The sequence below is a fragment of the Actinomadura barringtoniae genome (genome assembly GCF_017573505.1).
Classification (GTDB): domain Bacteria; phylum Actinomycetota; class Actinomycetes; order Streptosporangiales; family Streptosporangiaceae; genus Spirillospora; species Spirillospora barringtoniae.
In genome coordinates this window covers 440,586-456,696 of the sequence record NZ_JAGEOJ010000003.1, presented here as the reverse complement: position 1 = coordinate 456,696, position 16,111 = coordinate 440,586, and the positions used below count along the sequence as shown (strand labels likewise).

Sequence of the window (16,111 nt, the reverse complement as noted above, 5' to 3'; positions counted from 1 at the left end):
GAGCCGATCAAGGCCACGAGCGGCGCGGCCAACCAGTAGTCCCTCCCATCCCATGCGCGTCGCGCTGAAGGAATGCGTCTGGGAGCCGGTCGGCGGCGAGCTGGTGCTCGTCGCCGACCCGCGCGAGGCGATCACCCTGGCCGATCCCGACGGGCGCGTCGCCGCGCTCCTGGCTCGGCTGCGTCGCGAGCCCGGGACGGCCGCCGATCTCGCGGCGGCGCTGGGTGAAGCGGAAGAGGACGTTCAGGAGGGACTCGACGGGCTGGCCTCGCTCGGCCTCCTGGAGCGTGCCGACGAACGGAGTCTCGGCGATCCCGAACTGGACGAACGGCACGCGTCCAACCTGTCGTTCTTCGGCTCGTTCGCCGATCTGGAACGGTCGCGCGCGGGCTATGTGCGCAAGCTCCGGGAGTCGCGCGTCCTGGTGCTGGGAGTCGGCGGCGGAGGCTCCCAGATCGTGCCGTGCCTTGCGGGTCTCGGCGTCGGCGCGCTCACGCTGGTCGACTCCGACGAGGTGCGCCCGCGCAACTTCAGCCGCCAGTTCCTGTACCGGCACGCCGACGTCGGCCGGTCGAAGGTCGAACGGGCCGCCGCATGGGTCCGCGACTTCGACCCGGCGATCGAGGTCCGGGTGGTGGACCGCTGGATCAAGGGCGTCGACGATCTCACCGATCTGACCGACGACGTCGACGTCATCGTCGGCGGACTCGACGGCGAGGCCGGCTCGCATCTGTGGGTGAACGAGGTGGCCGTGCGCGCGGGCGTCCCGCTGGTCACCGGCGGCATGATGCGGACCCAGCTCATCTACTGCTCGGTCGATCCGGGACGCAGCCCGTGCCTGCGCTGCAACGAGCCGGAGCCGACGCCCGCCCAGCGGATGGTCCGGGAACGGCCGTTCACCAACGCCCTCATCGGCCCGCTCACCATGCAGTTCGGCTCGCTCGTGGCGTACGAGGCGCTCCGCTACCTCACCCGCTTCGAGGAGCCGCGCGCCGCCGGAGCCAACATCGTTCTGGACCTGAAGACCGGGCTGGTGCCCGAGCGGCAGCCGTTCACCCGCGACCCCGGCTGCCCGGTGTGCGCCCTCGCCCCTGGCCGTTAGGCGTCAGCTCTCCAGGCGGCTCAGCGTCGGCTTGCTCATCTCCTGGAAGATCACCGAGGTGCGGAAGCCGGCGATCTCCTTGCGCTTGCTGAGCCGGTCGAGCAGGAACGCGTGCAGGTGGTCCAGGTCCTGCACCCCCACGTGCAGCTGGAAGTCGTCGCCCCCGGACAGCACGAAGATGCTGATCACCTCGGGCAGCCCGGCGGCGAACTCCTTGAACGTGTCGAGCACCGACCGGCTGAGCGGCCGCACCTGGATCGACACCAGCGCCTGAACGCCCCGGTTGAGCGCCGCGAGGTCGATGTCGGCGTGGTAGCCGCGGATCACCCCGCGCCGGGTCAGCGCCCGCACCCGCTCCAGGCAGGTGGACGGCGCGATGCCGAGCTGCCGCGCCAGCTCCCGGTTGGACTGCCGCGCATCCGTTTGGAGGAGCCGCACGATCTCCGAATCAAGTTCGTCCATGACCGGATTATCGCTCTGATTCCGACCATACGTTCATCTGAGCGTCTTCCTGTTGCCTCACATGGCTATGTTTCCGGCACTGAGGCGAACAAACGGGGGATGTATGAAGCTCGGCGCGGGCACCGCGATGCTGGTCGGTTCGGTCCTCGGGCCCGGGGTGCTGGCGTTGCCCCATCTGGCCTCCGCGGCCGCCGGCCCGGCCTCGATCCTGGCCTGGGCGGGCCTGCTGGCGCTCAGCGTTCCGGTGGCGATGACGTTCGCGACACTGGGCGCCCGCCATCCCGACGGCGGCGGTGCCGCCGCGTTCGTCACCCGCGCCTTCGGGCCCCGTACGGGCGCGGTCGTCGGCTGGTGGTTCTTCGCCGTGCTGCCCGTCGGAACGCTGGCCGGGGCGCTGATCGGCGGCGACTACGTGGCGGCGACCATCGGCGGCGGCCGCCCGGCCTCGGTCACCGTCGCCGTCGCCCTGATGGCGGCCGCGTTCGCCGCCAACCGGGTGGGCCTGCACTTCTCCGGCCGCATCCAGCTGATCCTCATGATGGGCCTGGCCGCTCTTCTGGTGACCGCGATCGTCGTCGCCTCGCCCAAGCTCGACTCCGCGAACTTCACCCCGTTCGCCCCGCACGGCGGCCTCGGCGTCGCGCACGCCGCCGGTGTGCTGTTCTTCGCGTTCGTCGGCTGGGAGGCCGTCAGCCACCTGTCGGCCGAGTTCACCGACGCCCGCCTCCTGCCCCGCGCGACGGCCCTGACCCTGCTGATCGTCGGCACCCTCTACCTGGGCCTGACGATCACCGTGACCGGCGTCCTCGGGGCCAGGGCCGAGTCCTCACCCGTTCCGCTGGCCCTGCTCCTGCAGGAGGGCTTCGGTGCGATCGCGCGGCCCGTGACCGCCGTCATCGCCCTGGTCCTCAGCTTCACCGCCATCAACACCTATGTCGCCGGGAGCGCCCGCCTGGGTGCGGCGCTGGCCCGTGACGGGGTCCTGCCCACCTGGTTCGCGCCGGGCGCCGAGCCAGGGGCCGTGCCCCGCCGCAGCCTCGGCCTCCTGGGCGCCATGACCGTCGTCTTCACGACGTTCGTCGTCGTCAGCGGCCTGGGCCTCGACCCCCTGATGCGCATCACGGCCGCATGCCTGGCGTCGGTCACGGCCCTGGCCATGGCCGCCGCCGTGCGCATCCTCACCGGTCGTTCACGCACCTTCGCCCTCGTGGCGGCCGTGTTCACCGCCGCCGTCCTGCTCTCCTGCGGCGCCTACCTCCTGGCTCCGCTCGCCCTGGCGTGCCAGTACCTCCTCGGCCTCCTGGTACGCCGGGTCGGGCGGGCCAGGCAGGCCGGGCGGGCCGGGCGGGGCGGGCGGGTCGGGCGGGGCGGCGGACGCGAGCTTGGCCGGATCCACGATCGCCGTGATCTTGGTGATCCGGTCGCCGGTCACCTCGAACGCCAGGATCGAGATCGGCGTCCCGTCCTCGCGCCAGGAGACGAAGCCGGGCAGCCCGTCGACGAGGACCTCCCGGTAGCGCAGTGTCGCCCCGGAGAACGCCGTCGCGCCCGAGGCGACCTTGGTGGCGCCGATGGTGACGACCACGCCGCCGGGGGTGTCGACGGCCAGCTTCACCTCGGGGTCGAGCACGCGTAGCAGCCCTTCGAAATCGCCGGTGCTCACCGCGGTCTGGAAGGCGTCCACGACCCGCCACCGATCCCGTCCCCCGACCGTGTCGCGCTCGGTCGCGCGCACCTTCGCGCGGGCGCGGCTGGCGAGCATCTTGGTGGCGCCCGCGGACTTGCCGAGGATCTGCCCGATCTCCTCGAACGGCACCGCGAACAGGTCGTGCAGCACGAACGCGAGCCGCTCGTTCGGCCGCAGCGACTCCAGTACGACCATGAGCGCCAGCCCGACCGAGTCGGCGAGCGCCGCCTCCTCGTCCGGCGTGGGCCTGTCGGCGGCCGTCACGACGAGGCCCGCCGGCGGGTCGTCGTAGGAGGCCTCGTCGCGGCGGCGGCGCGACCGCAGCGTGTCCAGGCTGATCCGGCCGACCACGGTCGTGAGCCAGCCGCCGAGGTTGTCGATCGTCGTCGCGTCCTGGCGGCTGAGCCGCAGCCAGGCCTCCTGGACGACGTCCTCGGCGTCGGCGTGCGATCCGAGCATCCGGTAGGCGACCGCGCCGAGCCGGCCCCGCTGCGCCTCGAACGCCTCGGCCAGGGGCTCCCTGTCGGGCATCTTGTTACCTTTCTCGAATCCGCTCCGTCATCGGTCATGACGTGCCTGAACGGACACAGGTAACGACCGCTCGACCGATGAGGAGCAAGAACGATGGAAGCACGCCTGAAGAGCTCGGCCACTCCCGACCTCATGAACGCGATCCAGCAGCTCAACAAGGAGATCCACTCCGGCGGGGTCGATCCGCTGGTCCTGGAGCTGGTCCATCTGCGCGCCAGCCAGATCAACGGGTGCAGCCCGTGCGTCTACGCCGGGATCGCCTCGGCCAAGAAGCAGGGGGAGACCGACGAGCGCCTGCACGCGGTGGCCGCCTGGCGCGAGACGCCGTTCTTCACCGATGCGGAACGCGCTGCGCTGGCGCTGGCCGAGGCCGCCACCCGGATCCAGGACGGGTCGCCGGGCGTGACCGACGAGATCTGGGACGCGGCCGCCGCCCACTTCGAGGGCAAGCAGCTGTCCGCGATCATCCTGGAGATCGCGCTGACCAACTTCTTCAACCGGATCAACCGCACGATCAAGGAACCGGCCGGAAAGACCTGGTGAGCGGGGGCGACAGCCGTCAGAAGTTCGTAAGAGTTGACGGCGGTCACCGTCGGTAGCGTCGCTTGGGTGTTGCTCAAGGAGCGGATCGAGCCGACCGAGCCGACCGGACGGGCCGAGCGGATTGAGCGGACCGGGCGGGCCTGGTGGGCCCGGTGGGCCGGCTGGTTGGCGGTGGGCGCGTGGGCGCTGCTCATCGCGGGATCGTTCGCCGTGGGGGAGGTCCTGCGGCGGAACGGCCTGGCCACCGAGGACGAACTGCCGCCGCTGCACGCCGAGTCCCGCCTGCTCACCTGGCAGATCCTGCCGGTGGCGGGGATCGGCGTGCTGCTGGTGGCCGGGCTGCCGTGGCTCGTACGGAGGCTGTCGTGGGCGGCCGTGCTGGGTGTGGGCTGGGCCGCGGGGGCGGTCTGGGCCGTCGCGCTGGCCCTGACGGACGGCCTGGGCGCACTGGCCCGGCCGCTGAACGCGCCGACCGAGTACCCGGCCGGGCTCGCGGCGATCGGCGACGATCCGCTGGGGTGGCTCAGGACGTTCACCGAACGGCTCGGCGGCTACCCGACGCACGTGCGCGGGCATCCGCCGCTGCCGACGCTGGTGTTCTGGGGGCTGGACTCCGTGGGTCTGCGGGGGACCGGCTGGGCGGCGGCGCTGATCATCGCCGTGGGGGCGTCGGCGGTGGCGGCGATCGCGATCACGGTCCGGTGCGTGGCGGGCGAGCAGGCGGCGCGGCGGGCGGTGCCGTTCCTGGCGCTCGCCCCGCTGGCGCTGTGGATCGCCACGGCGATGGACGCGTTCTTCCTGGGCGTGGGCGCGTGGGGCGTCGCGCTGCTGGCGGTGGGCGCGCAGAGGTGGTGGTGGCCGGCGGCCTTCGGGGGAGGGCTGCTGCTCGGGGCCTTGCCGTACCTGAGCTACGGGCTGCTGCCGCTGTACGCGGTGCCGTTCGCCGTGCTGCTGCTGATCAGGCCGAACCGGTGGGTGATCGCGGCCGGGGTGTGCGGGCTGGTCGTCGTGCCGCTGCTGTTCACGGTCGCGGGCTTCTGGTGGCCGGACGGCGTGGCCGCCACCCAGGACACCTACGCGATCAGCCGGGGGTCGGCGCAGCGGTCCTATCCGTACTTCCTCGTCGCCGACCTTGCGGTACTGGGGCTGCTCGTCGGGCCCGCCGTGGCGTACGCGCTGCCGTCCCTGCGGATCAGGACCGGCATGCCGGTCGCCCTGCTCGCGGCGGCTGCGCTGCTCGGCACGCTCGCGCTGGACGTGTCCGGGGTGACGCGCGGCGAGGTCGAGCGGATCTGGGTGCCGTACGCGGCGTGGATCGTTCCGCTGGTGGCCCTGCGCCGCGATCCGGGGCGCGGCTGGCTCGCGGCGCAGGTGGTCACGGCCCTGGTCGTGCAGGCGCTCGTCCTGTCCGAGTGGTGATCGCGCTGTCCGAGTGGTGATCATGTTGCCGGGACGGTGACCGTGGCAGACTCGCGAGCATGACCTACGCCGCTACCGCCGACCGCTACGACGACCTGATGCCCTACAGGCGCTGCGGACGCAGCGGCCTGAAGCTCCCGGCGGTGTCGCTGGGGCTGTGGCACAACTTCGGCGACGACCGCCCGATCGACACCCAGCGGGCCATCCTGCGGCGCGCGTTCGACCTCGGCGTGACCCACTTCGACCTCGCCAACAACTACGGCCCGCCGTACGGTTCCGCCGAGATCAACTTCGGTCGGCTGTTCCGCGAGGACCTCGCGCCCTACCGGGACGAACTGGTCATCTCGACGAAGGCCGGTTACGACATGTGGCCCGGCCCGTACGGCGAATGGGGCTCGCGCAAGTACGTGCTCGCCAGCCTCGACCAGTCGCTCAAGCGGATGGGCCTGGACCACGTCGACATCTTCTACAGCCACCGCTTCGACCCCGAGACGCCCCTCGAAGAGACGATGGGCGCGCTCGACCACGCCGTACGGTCCGGCAAGGCGACCTACGCGGGCATCTCCTCCTACTCGCCGGAGCGCACCGCCGAGGCGGCCGCGATCCTGCGCCAGATGGGCACGCCGATGCTCATCCACCAGCCCTCCTACTCGATGCTCAACCGCTGGATCGAGGAGGGCCTGCTGGACACGCTGGAGGACGAGGGCGTCGGCTGCATCGCGTTCTCGCCGCTGGCGCAGGGCATGCTCACCGACAAGTACCTGAACGGCGTGCCGGAGGGGTCGCGGGCCAGCCTGAACCGGTCCCTGTCGACCGACCTGCTCACGGGCGAGACGCTCGGGCACATCCGGCGGCTGAACGATCTGGCGGCGTCGCGCGGCCAGTCGCTCGCGCAGATGGCGCTGGCCTGGGCGCTGCGCGACGACCGGGTCACCTCCGTCCTGATCGGCGCGAGCAGCGTGGCGCAGCTGGAGGACAGCCTCGCCGCGGTCGGCAACCTGGAGTTCGCCGCCAAGGAGCTGGAGGAGATCGACCGCGACGCGGTCGAGTCGGGGATCAACATCTGGCACCGTTCCAGCGACTCCTGACCTGCGGCGCAAGGGGCGGTCGGGCGCGGGTGACAGATGTCTGACGATCGGTGGTGTGCTGTCGCGCTCGCCGATGTGAAAGGCTGCCTCGCTGTGCACGGCGGATCGATCACGATGACGATGGGACCTGTGAGGGACCTGTGATGGACAACCGGCAGCCCGAGCCCGGCCCGACGGCGCTGCGCATGCAGGTGGGGTCGCGGCTCCGCGAGCTGCGCGAGGCCCGCGGGATCTCGCGCGAGGAGGCGGGCGAGCGGATCCGCGCGTCCAACTCCAAGATGAGCCGGCTCGAACGCGGCCGCCACAGCTTCAAGACGCGCGACGTGGTCGACCTGCTGGAGCTGTACGTCGCCGACGAGGAGGACCGCGAGACGCTGCTCGCGCTCGCCCAGCAGGCCAAGGAACCCGCCTGGTGGCAGGCCTACAGCGACGTCATCCCGTCGTGGTTCGGGCAGTACCTCGGGCTGGAGCAGTCCGCGACGGTCATCCGGTCCTACGAGTCGCAGGTGATCCCGGCGCTGCTGCAGACCCCCGACTACGCGCGCGCCGCCGTACGGCTGGAGCCGCACGCCGCGCAGGACGCGACCTCCGAGGACATCGAGCGCCGCATCGAGCTGCGGATGGCCAGGCAGGACGTGCTGCGGCGCGAGGTGGGCGCGGCCACCCTGTGGGCGATCATCGACGAGGCGGCGCTGCGCCGTCCCCTCGGCGGCCGGGCGGTCATGCACGACCAGCTGGAGCGGCTCGTCGAGCTGTCGGAGCGGCCCAACGTCAACATCCAGGTCCTGCCGTTCGCGGCGGGCGGCCACCCGGCGCTGGGCGGGCCGATCACGGTCCTGCGGTTCACCGAGGACCACCTGCCCGACACGGTCTACCTGGAGCACCTGAGCGGGGCCTCGTACCCGGAGAAGCACGAGGCCATCGTCTTCCAGCACATCATGAACAGCCTGGCCGTCCAGGCCGACCAGCCCGGCGACAGCATCGCCTTCGTGAAGCGCCTCCTCGCCGAGAGCTGACCCCGGCGCGCTCTCGCCGAGAGCTGACCCCGGCGCGCTGGACTTCGGGCGCTAGGGCTTGCGGGCGACGCCGCCGTAGGAGTCGACCTCGCGCGGCTTGCCGAACGGTGAGGGCTCGGGACGCCACCATGACACCGACAGCACGCCGGGCTCGACCAGCTCCAGGCCGTCGAAGAAAGCGGTGATCTCCTCGGGGCCGCGCAGGTGGTACGGGATGCCGCCGGAGGCCGCGTACAGCTGGATCGCGCGGGCGCGCGCCGTCTCGTCGGTGTTCTGGCGTTCGGCGTTGACCACGTTCGTGCCGTCGGCCAGGACGAGGTAGCTGCCCGGGGCCAGCTGCTCCAGCAGGCGCCGGAGCAGGCCGTGCGGGTCGTCCTCGCCCGGGACGTGGCCGAGGATGCCGAGGAGCATCAGCGCGACCGGCCGGGAGAAGTCGAGCGTGGCGCTCGCGGCCTCCAGGATCGACTCCGGCTCGTGCAGGTCGGCGTCGATGTAGTCGGTGGCGCCCTCGGAGGTGCTCGTCAGCAGGGCGCGGGCGTGCGCCAGGACGAGCGGGTCGTTGTCGACGTAGACGATGCGGGATTCGGGCGCGACGCGCTGCGCCACCTCGTGGGTGTTGTCGACCGTCGGCAGTCCCGTTCCGACGTCCAGGAACTGCCGGATCCCGGCCTCGGTGCCCAGGAAACGCACGACGCGGGCGAGGAAATGGCGCTGTGCCCGGGCGATGTCGACCTGCCCGGGAAAGATCGACAAGAACTCCTCGCCGACCTCGCGGTCCACCGGATAGTTGTCCTTGCCGCCGAGCCAGTAGTTCCAGATCCGCGCCGAATGCGGCACCCCGGTGTCGATATCGGGCGACGGAGGCATATCTGGTGTCGGACCGTCAGAATCGTGGGCCATCGAACCAACTCCTCCGTGCGGGCGGATTGCCGCCGATCTCCACGATCTTCGCTGCTCCGCCACAACTTAGCCGTCCGCGGGGCGATGGGGTAGCGCACGGCAAAAGTCCCGCTCGCGCCGGGACTTAAGCCCCTCCTCGTCCTCGCTTGTCCCCTCTAACGTGAATGTCACGGGGGTGCGGTCGACAATGCGGATGTGCACGGAATGCGGGGCCGTGTACGACCGGTGCGGCGGCCGTCGCCTGCGTCCCGGCCGGGCAAGTGATAGGCCACTTGCCCGGCCACCCCTAATTAACCCGCCGGTCACTTATTCAGTTGTGACCGCTTCCCCTGCGGCCGCCCCCATTTAGGGTCAATTCGTCTTCGGGGTCGCGCGCATACCGACGTAGACGCAGTCGGTGCCATTGGTCAGCGTGGAGAATACGACCGGCATGTAGTCCTCACTGAACGAGGGACCGGCTCCCGCCGCGGCAAAGACCGTTCCGTCCTCGGTGACCGACACCGGCGTGAGGCTCATGTCGAGGGGCGGGGACATGTCCTTCATCCCGTCGACGAACTCGTACAGCATGCGCGGCTCGCCGTCGCGCTCGCCGACGGTGATGACGACGCCCTCGCGCTTGTAGGTGCCGGCGAACGGGGCGATGCCGATCGCGGGCAGCGGCTCGGGCGGGGCGAACGCGCCGGGCATCCGGACACCGGCCAGCTCGTACAGGAGCTCGCGGAACAGGTCGGCGTAGAGCTGGCGGGCCCCGCCGCCGTTGGTGACCAGCGCCACCGCGACGTTCGATCCGGGGACGACGCGCAGGTAGGAGTACTGGCCGATCGCGGCGCCGTCGTGTCCGTAGCCGGCGACGCCGTCCCAGTCGTACAGCGTCCAGCCGAGCGCCCAGCCGTCCGCGGACACCGTCCATTTGTCGGGCACGTTGACGTGGCGCCGCTGCATCTCGGAGACGATCTCGGAGCTCATCACGCGGGTGCCGTCGGCGGCGATCCCGCCGTTCAGGTGCATCCGCGCGAGCCGGACGACGTCGCCCGCCGAGGAGATGACGCGCCCGTACGGCCCGGCCGAGCGCGGCATCAGGTCCCAGACCGGCGCCGGGTCCGGGTCCTCGCCGGGCTCGCCGAGGTGGCTCATCGCGACCCGGAAGCGCAGCGCCTCCTCGGGCAGCGTCATGGTGCGGGTGAGGCCGAGCGGCGCGACGATCCTGTCCTGGACGGCCTGGTCCCAGGTCTTGCCGTCCAGCACCTCGATGATCCGGCCCATCGTCACGTAGCCGAGGCCGCTGTAGGAGACCGCCGTGCCGGGCGGGCAGTCCAGCGCCACGTTCCGCGCCGCCTCCACGTACTTGGCGAGGCAGTCGTCGCCGCGGCCGGTGTCGTGGGTGAAGTCGTTGGTCAGGCCGCCGGTGTGGCTCAGCAGCTGCCGAACGGTGATCACGGCGGTGGCCTCGGGGTCGGGAGTGGCGAACTCGGGGAGCACGTCCACGACGGGGGTGTCGAGGTCCAGGCGGCCCTCCTCGACGAGCTGCATCATCATCGTGGCGGTGTAGATCTTGGCGACCGAGCCGAGCAGGAACACCGAGTCGGTGGTCGTCTCCACGCCGGTGCCGCGGTTCAGCACGCCGCTGGCCAGCTCGTGGATCTCGCCGTTCACCAGGAACGCGAGCACGGCGCCCGGAACGTGGTGGGCCGCGCGCAGCTCGTCCAGACGGGCCTGCCAGCGGGCTTCGAAACTCGCGTCCTTCGTCATGTCCCTGCTCCTTCTATGACCTCGTGATGCGTACGTCGTACTCGCTATGCGCACACTGTACTCATGAGGTCCTGTGTGCGCAAATGCGTACACCGTTCGGGAGTGGAGGGTCCTCAGCCGCGGGCCGGGGCGAGCTCACGTTCGGGCTCCGGCGCCCGGTCGTGGCGGGGGATCATGAGCGGGGTCGCGAGCAGCAGCACCCCGGCGGCGCCGATCGCGATCCGCGCGCTGGTGAGGCTCGCCAGCACGCCCCACAGCCCGGTCATCGTCGCGATCGTGGTCTTGCTGGTGACCGACCACGCCGACAGCACGCGGGCCACCCGGCCGGGCGGCGCGTGGTTCAGCCGGTAGGTCGCGCTCACCGGATTGAACACCCCCGAGCAGAAGATGAGGCCGCCCTCGACCAGCATGACGACGGCGAGCCCGGGGACGCCGGGCTGGACGAACGCCAGCCCGACCGGCCAGACCGCGCGCAGCGACCCGAAGACGACGAGGATCCTGTACTGCCCGAACCGCGCGACCAGCGGCCGCGACACCCGCGAGCCGATCAGGCCGCCGGTGCAGGGCACGGCGAAGGCCAGGGCGTACTGCCACGGCGCGAACCCGAGGTGGCCGAGCATCAGCACGGCGAGCAGCGGCGCGCTCGCCATGATCAGCCCGTTCACCACGACGTTGTTGAGCAGCAGCGGCCGCAGCACCGGGCTGGTCAGCAGGTAGCGCCACCCTTCGAGCAGCCCGCCGTCGTCCCCCGCGCTCGTCTCGCTCTTCCTGACGGGCGGCGCCTCATGACCGCCGATCGCGCGGACGCCGATCGCCGACAGCAGGAAGCTGACCGCGTTCGCCGTCACCGTCGTCACCGGGCCGAAGATCCCGATCGCCGCCCCGCCGAGCGGCGGCCCGAGCATGCTGGCGGTCCAGTTGGTCGACTCGAACCGCCCGTTCGCGACGAGCAGGTCCTCGCGCGGCACGAGCGACTTCAGGAACGCGCCGCTCGCCGCGGTGAACGTGAGATCGGCCGCCGAGACCACGACCGAGACCGCCAGCAGCTGCGCGAAGGTGAGCCATCCCAGCGCGTACGCGGCGGGCACCGTCATGATCGCCCCGAACCGGGCCAGGTCCATCGCGATCATCACCGGCCGCTTGCGCCGGAACTCCATCCACGGCCCGAGCGGCACCGCCACCGCCGCGCCCACCGCGAGCCCGGCCGCGGCCAGCAGCGACACCTGCGCCGGCCCGCTGTGCAGCACCGTGATCGCGATGAGGGGGAACGCGTCGAACGCCAGCCACGTCCCGACCGCGCTGACCGCGAACGCCCCCCACAGCCACTCGAACTGCCGCCCCAGCGACCGCCGCCACATCCCCATGCCCCCCGTCGCCCCACCGACAACCTTCGGTTGTCCGCAGACATACAACCGACCAGAAGACCAGGCGATCAAACAAAACCTCTTCACTCCCGTAACAACCAGCGGTTGTACCTCTAGCCTGAGCAGCCATGGATCTCGAGGCCGTGCGCACCTTCGTCGCAGCCGCCGAAGCGGGCCAGTTCCGCGAGGCCGCCGCCGAGCTGTCGCTCACCCAGCAAGCGGTCTCCAAGCGCATCGCCGCCCTCGAGAACGACCTCGGCGTACGCCTGTTCACCCGCACCGCACGCGGATCCGAGCTCACCATCGACGGCCAGGCGTTCCTGCCCCACGCCCGCGACCTCCTCCGGGCCGAGGCCCGCGCCATAGCCTCCGTACGCCCAGGCCAACGCGCCCTCCGCGTCGACGTCATCGGCCGCCGCCTGGCCCCCGCGGGCCTCCTCCGAGGCTTCCACCGAGCCCACCCCGACATCGAACTCGACGTCGTCACCCTCTTCGACGCCGACGCGGCCATCGCCGCCCTCCAGTCGGGCACCATCGACGCCTCGTTCCGCGCCGTCACCGCACCCCGGCTCCCCGAGGGCATCGAGTCCGTCCGCGTCGACGACGAGCCCATCCAGCTGCTCACCGGCCCCGCCCACGCGTTCGCCGCCGTCCGCGACATCACCCCCACCGAACTCGCCGGCTACCGCATCTGGATGCCCAGCATCGTCCCCGGCACCGAGTGGGGCTCCTTCTACGACGAGTTCGCCGCCAAGTTCGGCTTCGTCATCGACACCATCGGCCCCGACTTCGGCATCGAACCCCTCCTGGACACCATCGCCGACACCCCCACCCTCGCCACCTTCGTAGGCGAACGCACCCACATCGTCTGGCCCGCCGACTACGACCTACGCCGCATAGCCGTCCACGACCCCACCCCCGTCTACCCCCACTCCCTCATCTGGCACGCCGACAACCCCCACCCAGCCCTGGCCGCCCTGCAAACCCACCTCACCAACTCCGCCACCCCCCTGGACGCCCCCAACACCTGGACCCCCAAATGGGCCCGCTAACTCATGAGGCGGTCGGTGATTTCTGGGGGCTGAACGTGTCCCTGTTCGGAACGCCGCGGAACCGCTTCGGAACCTCTTGGAACGCCTTGTGGGTGAAGGCATTCGACGCGCATCTTCAGGGGGATTCATGCGTGGTCAAGTCGGGTCGGACGTTTCCGCGGGGTTGGAGACGTATGTGAAGGAGGTCCTGGCGGAGAGCTCGTTCTTCTCAGATCTCCGCGATGGCAGGGCGGGGGTGGAGGCCGTACGGGAGGTCTTCGGGCAGTACTACCTGTGGCGCAACCAGTTCCACCGGTGGTTCGGGGTCTGCGTCGTCAAGAGCCCGTCGTTCGGGACGCGGTTCGACACCTCGTTCGTGCTGTCGGAGCTCACCGAGCACATCGACGAGGAGATCAGCGGCGACCATCACGGGATGGCGGTGACGTTCCTGGCGGCGCTCGGTGTCGAGCGGCCGGGGGACATCGAGGCGCTGCCGGTGACGGTGGCCTACTCGGAGTCGTTCCTGCTGCGGTACCTGGACCCGGACCGCAGCGGCGAGGAGGCGCTGTCGGCGCTGGCGGGGCGCGAGATCGTGGCGCCGGCACGGAACCGCATCACGATCGACGCGCTCGCCGGGCACTACGGGGTGAAGGCGGGGCTGGAGTTCTTCGGCCTGCACGAGGAACTGGAGGTCGAGCACTTCGCGTCGCTGTGGAACGCCGTGGTCAGCGGCTACTCGGCGGACGAGGGCGAGCTCGTCGAGGCGGCGCGGCGGGAGATCCGCGAGCACGTCGCGTTCTGGGACGACGTCTACGCCGAGGTGTCGCGCGAGCGTGTCGACGCATGATGGACGTGCTGGAGGCGATCCATCGGCGCCGGTCCCATCCGGTCCTGGTCGAGCCCGCGCCGGCGCCCTTGGAGATCGCGGAGATGATCGCGGCGGCGTGTGCGGCGCCCGATCACGGGCTCCGGGTGCCCTGGCGGTTCGTGACGCTTGAAGGGGCGGGCAAAGACGCCTTCCGGGACGTTCTGGAGAAGGCGCACCGGCTCAGGGCCGGCGGCTCGGACCCCGCGCGTGAACGTGCGCGTCTGGACCGGGCGCCGCTGGTCATCGTCACGGTGTGCGTGGCGGGCGAGAGCGATCCGGTGCCGCGCCAGGAGCGGCTCGCGGCCACCTCGGCCGCCACGCAGAACCTGCTGCTGGCGGCCACCGCGCTCGGCTACGGCTCCATCTGGCGTACGGGCTGGCCGGCACGGGATGTGGAGGTCAAGCAGGCGCTGGGGTTCGGTGAGGGCGACGACATCGTGGGCTTCGTCTACCTCGGGACCGCGTCCGAGAGCGGTCTTTCGGCACCGAAGAGGGTCCATCGGGACGATCTGTCCTGGTCATGGCCGAGCCGCGACTGACGCGGTGGACCGTACTGGCGCTGGTGACGACCGTCCAGGTGACGGCGGCGTTCGCCACCCAGGGGCTGGCCGCGCTCACCGGCGCGATGCACGACGCGTTCGGCCTGTCCGGCGCCGCGACCGGCCTGCTGGTCTCGGCCGTCGGCGCGGCGCCGGTCGTGTCGCTGTTCGTCGTCGGCGACCTGGTCGACCGGCACGGTGAACGCTGGGTGCTGGCCGCCGGCTCGCTCATCATGGCCCTGGGCCTGAGCGGGGCGGCGGCCGCGCCGAACTACGCCGTCGTCCTCGCCTGCCTGGTGCTCGCCGGTGCCGGCTACAGCACGGTCCAGCCCGGCGGCAGCAAGTCCATCTCCGTGTGGTTTCCCGACCATCGCGGGGTGGCCATGGGCATCCGCCAAGCGGGCCTGCCCATTGGCGGCGCAGTGGCGGCGGCCGTTCTGCCCGCCCTCGGCTGGCGTACGGCCTTCACCCTGGCCGCCTGCGTAGCCCTGGCGGGCGGCGCCACGTTCACCCTGATTTACCGAGCCCCGAAAACACAAAACCGCACGCGCACGTCCCTACTAGCGCGCCTCATCGAGACCCTGCGGGAACCCTGGCTGAGGCCCATTCTCATCTCAGGCGTCCCGCTGGTCGGAACGCAGTTCGCCTTAACGGCCCACCTCATGCTCTTCACCCGGGAGCACTTCCACCGTTCCCTCTCCGAAAGCGCCCTCCTGCTGACCGTTATGCAAACCGCAGGAGTCGCAGGCCGCATTCTCCTGGCCGCCTGGAGCGACCGCACGCAAGCCTCACGTCTCCAGATAGTCCGCTACTGCATGGCCGCCTCCGCCGCAGCCCTGCTGTTCCTCCCCGTGCTCCCACCGACGACCCCGGCCCTCGCCCTAGCAGCGGCAACGGCCTTCGCGGGATTCTGGAGCCTTGGCTGGTACGGCCCTTGGGTAGCCCACATCGCCGATGCGGCCCCCGGCCATGCGACAGGCCGCGCTCTGGGAGCGGCCATGGCGGCCAATCAGGTGGCCATCATCAGCCTGCCCCCATTGATAGGCCTCGCCCACGACCTGACGCACACCTACCGATTCGGCTGGTGGACCCTGGCCGCGGCCCTGACCCTGACCGCCCTCGCCCTGAGCCGGAGGAGGGGTTAGACGAGGTCGGCGTTGGCCAGGTGGACGCCTAGTTCCAGGCGGCTGCGGGCGCCGTGGCGTTCCATCATGGTGCGGACGTGGCGTTGGACGGTGCGGGTGGAGATGCGGAGGGCGTTCGCGGCGGCCTCGTCGGTCATGCCTGAGGCCAGGTGGCGGACGATGCGCTGTTCCAGGTCGCTGACGGGCCAGGAGGGGGCGGCGCCCAGCGGCGCTGCGCGGGACCAGTGGTCTTCGAAGAGGTTGACGAGGGGGGCCACGTCGGCGATGGGGCGGATCGTGGGGCCGGTGCCGTTGCGGTTGGCGGGGTCCCAGTGGACGGCGCTGCGGCGGTCGATCACCAGGAGGAGGGTGCGGTGGTCGTCGGCCAGGCGGATCTCGGGGCCGTCCTCGGGACGCGGGACCTGGAGGAGGCAGGAACGGGAGACGATGATGCGGCCGTGCGGGCCCCGGGAGGCGCGGGGGCGGAGGCAGGCGCGGCGCAGCGGGGCGGGCCAGGCGGGGATCACGGCGAGGATCTCGTGGCGGGCGGCGGCGAGGTGGGCCGCGAGCAGTTCGTAGCGGTTCGTCGGGTCGGTCAGGCGGGTACGGGAGCTGGTCGTCCGGGCCTGCATTGTGGGTCATCCCCCGATGAGGTAGCGGAATGCCGGCTCGGCTGACGCTAGCGAGT

The 16,111-nt window shown here is 71.2% G+C and carries 15 protein-coding genes and 1 pseudogene; 10 read left to right on the top strand and 6 right to left on the bottom strand.

All coding sequences use genetic code 11. The features are described from left to right. Nucleotides 1-52: 52 nt before the first annotated feature. Complete coding sequence (locus J4573_RS09045) at nt 53-1,102, top strand: ThiF family adenylyltransferase (protein WP_208254823.1); 1,050 nt, start codon at nt 53-55, stop codon at nt 1,100-1,102. Between the two features lie 3 nt (nt 1,103-1,105). Here the strand turns inward: J4573_RS09045 and J4573_RS09040 are convergent, their stop codons facing one another. Then, entirely contained in the window at nt 1,106-1,564 is a 459-nt protein-coding gene (locus J4573_RS09040; protein ID WP_208254822.1) for an Lrp/AsnC family transcriptional regulator, read from the bottom strand. A 61-nt stretch (nt 1,565-1,625) separates the two neighbouring features. On the opposite strand from J4573_RS09040, the pseudogene J4573_RS53815 reads away from it, so the two are divergent. Further along, nucleotides 1,626-2,744: pseudogene (locus J4573_RS53815) on the top strand (APC family permease); the annotation flags it as partial. Nucleotides 2,745-2,753: 9 nt separating this feature from the next. Here J4573_RS53815 and J4573_RS09035 read toward each other — a convergent pair. Continuing rightward, nucleotides 2,754-3,782: a sigma-70 family RNA polymerase sigma factor gene (locus J4573_RS09035; RefSeq protein WP_208254821.1), complete on the bottom strand. Its 1,029-nt coding sequence runs from the start codon at nt 3,780-3,782 to the stop codon at nt 2,754-2,756. A 93-nt stretch (nt 3,783-3,875) separates the two neighbouring features. On the opposite strand from J4573_RS09035, the gene J4573_RS09030 reads away from it, so the two are divergent. The 4 genes from J4573_RS09030 (at nt 3,876) to J4573_RS09015 (ending at nt 7,848) form a co-directional block, all read left to right on the top strand. Next, complete coding sequence (locus tag J4573_RS09030; protein WP_208254820.1) at nt 3,876-4,325, top strand: carboxymuconolactone decarboxylase family protein; 450 nt, start codon at nt 3,876-3,878, stop codon at nt 4,323-4,325. A gap of 66 nt (nt 4,326-4,391) precedes the next feature. Beyond that, nucleotides 4,392-5,744, top strand: a complete 1,353-nt coding sequence (locus J4573_RS09025) for a hypothetical protein (RefSeq protein WP_208254819.1) — start codon at nt 4,392-4,394, stop codon at nt 5,742-5,744. A 59-nt stretch (nt 5,745-5,803) separates the two neighbouring features. Then, entirely contained in the window at nt 5,804-6,832 is a 1,029-nt protein-coding gene (gene mgrA, locus J4573_RS09020) for an L-glyceraldehyde 3-phosphate reductase (RefSeq protein WP_208254818.1), read from the top strand. Between the two features lie 143 nt (nt 6,833-6,975). After that, on the top strand, nt 6,976-7,848 hold the full coding sequence (locus J4573_RS09015; protein WP_208254817.1) for a helix-turn-helix domain-containing protein: 873 nt from the start codon (nt 6,976-6,978) through the stop codon (nt 7,846-7,848). A gap of 51 nt (nt 7,849-7,899) precedes the next feature. Here J4573_RS09015 and J4573_RS09010 read toward each other — a convergent pair whose 3' ends face one another. From J4573_RS09010 to J4573_RS09000, 3 genes are all read right to left on the bottom strand, one after another. Further along, nucleotides 7,900-8,748 (bottom strand): SAM-dependent methyltransferase, encoded by an 849-nt coding sequence (locus J4573_RS09010; RefSeq protein WP_243772668.1) that lies wholly within the window; start codon nt 8,746-8,748, stop codon nt 7,900-7,902. Nucleotides 8,749-9,099: 351 nt separating this feature from the next. Further along, nucleotides 9,100-10,497, bottom strand: coding sequence for a serine hydrolase domain-containing protein (locus J4573_RS09005; RefSeq protein ID WP_208254816.1), 1,398 nt, complete (start codon nt 10,495-10,497; stop codon nt 9,100-9,102). A gap of 113 nt (nt 10,498-10,610) precedes the next feature. Then, nucleotides 10,611-11,855 (bottom strand): MFS transporter, encoded by a 1,245-nt coding sequence (locus J4573_RS09000; RefSeq protein WP_243772667.1) that lies wholly within the window; start codon nt 11,853-11,855, stop codon nt 10,611-10,613. Nucleotides 11,856-11,989: 134 nt separating this feature from the next. Here J4573_RS09000 and J4573_RS08995 point away from each other — a divergent pair, with 134 nt between their 5' ends. The 4 genes from J4573_RS08995 to J4573_RS08980 all read left to right on the top strand — a co-directional run bounded on the left by J4573_RS08995 (nt 11,990) and on the right by J4573_RS08980 (nt 15,444). Further along, nucleotides 11,990-12,913, top strand: a complete 924-nt coding sequence (locus J4573_RS08995) for a LysR family transcriptional regulator (protein WP_208254814.1) — start codon at nt 11,990-11,992, stop codon at nt 12,911-12,913. 175 nt (nt 12,914-13,088) lie between these two features. Further along, entirely contained in the window at nt 13,089-13,739 is a 651-nt protein-coding gene (locus J4573_RS08990; RefSeq protein WP_208254813.1) for an iron-containing redox enzyme family protein, read from the top strand. Further along, entirely contained in the window at nt 13,736-14,299 is a 564-nt protein-coding gene (locus tag J4573_RS08985; RefSeq protein ID WP_208254812.1) for a nitroreductase family protein, read from the top strand. Before J4573_RS08990 ends, J4573_RS08985 begins: the two co-directional genes overlap by 4 nt. Continuing rightward, on the top strand, nt 14,281-15,444 hold the full coding sequence (locus J4573_RS08980) for an MFS transporter (RefSeq protein ID WP_208254811.1): 1,164 nt from the start codon (nt 14,281-14,283) through the stop codon (nt 15,442-15,444). Before J4573_RS08985 ends, J4573_RS08980 begins: the two co-directional genes overlap by 19 nt. Here J4573_RS08980 and J4573_RS55200 read toward each other — a convergent pair. Next, nucleotides 15,441-16,055, bottom strand: coding sequence for a helix-turn-helix transcriptional regulator (locus J4573_RS55200; protein WP_208254810.1), 615 nt, complete (start codon nt 16,053-16,055; stop codon nt 15,441-15,443). The two genes, J4573_RS08980 and J4573_RS55200, sit on opposite strands and share 4 nt — an antisense overlap. Nucleotides 16,056-16,111: the final 56 nt, after the last annotated feature.

Bases quoted from the DNA above. Each gene is read 5' to 3' on its own strand.
- J4573_RS09000 (WP_243772667.1), bottom strand. From the start codon at position 11,855: ATGTGGCGGCGGTCGCTGGGGCGGCAGTTCGAGTGGCTGTGGGGGGCG.
- J4573_RS09030 (WP_208254820.1), top strand. From the start codon at position 3,876: ATGGAAGCACGCCTGAAGAGCTCGGCCACTCCCGACCTCATGAACGCG.
- J4573_RS09035 (WP_208254821.1), bottom strand. From the start codon at position 3,782: ATGCCCGACAGGGAGCCCCTGGCCGAGGCGTTCGAGGCGCAGCGGGGC.
- J4573_RS09010 (WP_243772668.1), bottom strand. From the start codon at position 8,748: ATGGCCCACGATTCTGACGGTCCGACACCAGATATGCCTCCGTCGCCC.
- J4573_RS09015 (WP_208254817.1), top strand. From the start codon at position 6,976: ATGGACAACCGGCAGCCCGAGCCCGGCCCGACGGCGCTGCGCATGCAG.
- J4573_RS08995 (WP_208254814.1), top strand. From the start codon at position 11,990: ATGGATCTCGAGGCCGTGCGCACCTTCGTCGCAGCCGCCGAAGCGGGC.
- J4573_RS09045 (WP_208254823.1), top strand. From the start codon at position 53: ATGCGCGTCGCGCTGAAGGAATGCGTCTGGGAGCCGGTCGGCGGCGAG.
- J4573_RS08980 (WP_208254811.1), top strand. From the start codon at position 14,281: ATGGCCGAGCCGCGACTGACGCGGTGGACCGTACTGGCGCTGGTGACG.
- J4573_RS09005 (WP_208254816.1), bottom strand. From the start codon at position 10,497: ATGACGAAGGACGCGAGTTTCGAAGCCCGCTGGCAGGCCCGTCTGGAC.
- mgrA (WP_208254818.1), top strand. From the start codon at position 5,804: ATGACCTACGCCGCTACCGCCGACCGCTACGACGACCTGATGCCCTAC.
- J4573_RS09040 (WP_208254822.1), bottom strand. From the start codon at position 1,564: ATGGACGAACTTGATTCGGAGATCGTGCGGCTCCTCCAAACGGATGCG.
- J4573_RS55200 (WP_208254810.1), bottom strand. From the start codon at position 16,055: ATGCAGGCCCGGACGACCAGCTCCCGTACCCGCCTGACCGACCCGACG.
- J4573_RS08985 (WP_208254812.1), top strand. From the start codon at position 13,736: ATGATGGACGTGCTGGAGGCGATCCATCGGCGCCGGTCCCATCCGGTC.